This is a genomic window from Streptomyces cupreus (assembly GCF_014257025.1).
Taxonomy (GTDB): domain Bacteria; phylum Actinomycetota; class Actinomycetes; order Streptomycetales; family Streptomycetaceae; genus Streptomyces; species Streptomyces cupreus.
In genome coordinates, this window is sequence record NZ_JACMSF010000163.1 from 1 (window position 1) to 1,490 (window position 1,490).

Below are 1,490 nucleotides of genomic sequence, written 5' to 3' on the forward strand. Positions count from 1 at the left end.
GGGGGGTGCCTCTATGTCTTTCGTCAAGCGAGGCGTGGGGTTCTGGGTTCGTAGAAGGTGCCGTCGCGGAGCATCGCGAACAGCACGTTGATCCGTTGTCGGGCGAGCCGGAGGAGGGCTTGTGTGTGAGTCTTTCCGCGGGCTCGACAGCGGTCGTAGTAGGTGCGGGAGGCGGGATCGTGCAGGGCGGCGAACGCGGACAGGAACATCGCGCGTTTGAGTTGCCGGTTGCCGCCGCGTGGGGCGTGTTCGCCATGGATGGAGGTGCCCGACGACTTGGTGGTGGGGGCGAGGCCGGCGTAGGAGGCCAGGTGGGCGGCGGTGGGGAAGCTGGTGCCGTCGCCGACGGTGACCAGCAGTGTGGCGGCGGTCCTGACGCCGACGCCGGGCAGCGACGTCAGGACCTTCGAAAGAGGGTGGTCCTCCAGCAGGGCCTCGATCTGGGTCTCCAGTGCGCGGCGCTGTTGGTGGACGGCAGCGAGCGAACGGGCCAGGGACGGGATGACGATGTCGAGGGTGCCGGTGCCGGGGACCACGACGGTCTGCTCGTCGAGAGCGTCGAAGACCTCGTCGATCAGGCGCGCTGCCATGCGCGGGGCCTTGGGCCGGATCACCTCAACCAGCCTGCGACGACCGGCCTTTCGCAGCGCGGCGGGAGAGCCGTAGCGTTCCAGCAGCCAGGTCACGGCCTGGTGGTCGAGCCGGGGGCCGAGGACGCGTTCCAGGCTGGGGTGGAACTGGGTGAGCAGGCCCCGGATCCGGTTGCTGGTGCGGGTGGCCTCGGCCGCCAGGTCCTGGTCGAACCCGACGAGCACGGTCAGCTCGGCGGTGATCTCGTCGGTCACCTCCAGCGTGCGCAGGGTGTGCGGCATGGTGCGGGCCGCGTCCGCGATGACCGCGGCGTCCTTCGCGTCGGTCTTCGCCTCGCCGGGGTAGAGGTCGGCGATCCGCCGCATCGCCAGGCCGGGCAGGTAGGCGACCTTGCAGCCCGCATCCCGGGCGACCGTCAGGGGCAGGGCGCCGATCGAGGCGGGCTGGTCCACGATGACCAGGACGGTGCCGAACTTGGTGCTCAGCTTGGTGAAGACGTCTCGCAACTTCGGTTCGGTGTTGGGCAGCTGCTTGTCGAAGACCTTTTTGCCGCCCGGGGTGAGCCCGTGGCCGTGGTGGGCGCTCTTGCCGACGTCCAGGCCCAGGAAGACACCTATCTCGTCGCTGTCGTTCAAGCCGTCCTCCCGAACGGACGTCGTGCGTGCTGGCCTGGGCGTTGGCGTCGTGCGCGCATCCACGTTATGCAGACCTGCCGCCCGCAAGCGGCCGGGCATTGCGCCAGGCCAGGCGGTAGTCGGACCTCTCATCAGCGTCTCCAACGGCGCCTCTCGGGCCCGGTGACACCACCCCCCAGGTCATCCGTTCGACAGGGGGGAACAGTCATGCCGGGCCCGGAGGCCAGCGGCCCTCTTGCAGGACCGCGGAAAACATAACGGGGG

1 protein-coding gene is annotated in these 1,490 nt (G+C 69.5%); it reads right to left on the minus strand.

Annotated elements, in window-relative coordinates; all coding sequences use genetic code 11:
* Positions 1 to 23: 23 nt before the first annotated feature.
* Positions 24 to 1,226: an IS110 family RNA-guided transposase gene (locus tag H4N64_RS44090; RefSeq protein ID WP_186288248.1), complete on the minus strand. Its 1,203-nt coding sequence runs from the start codon at positions 1,224 to 1,226 to the stop codon at positions 24 to 26.
* Positions 1,227 to 1,490: the final 264 nt, after the last annotated feature.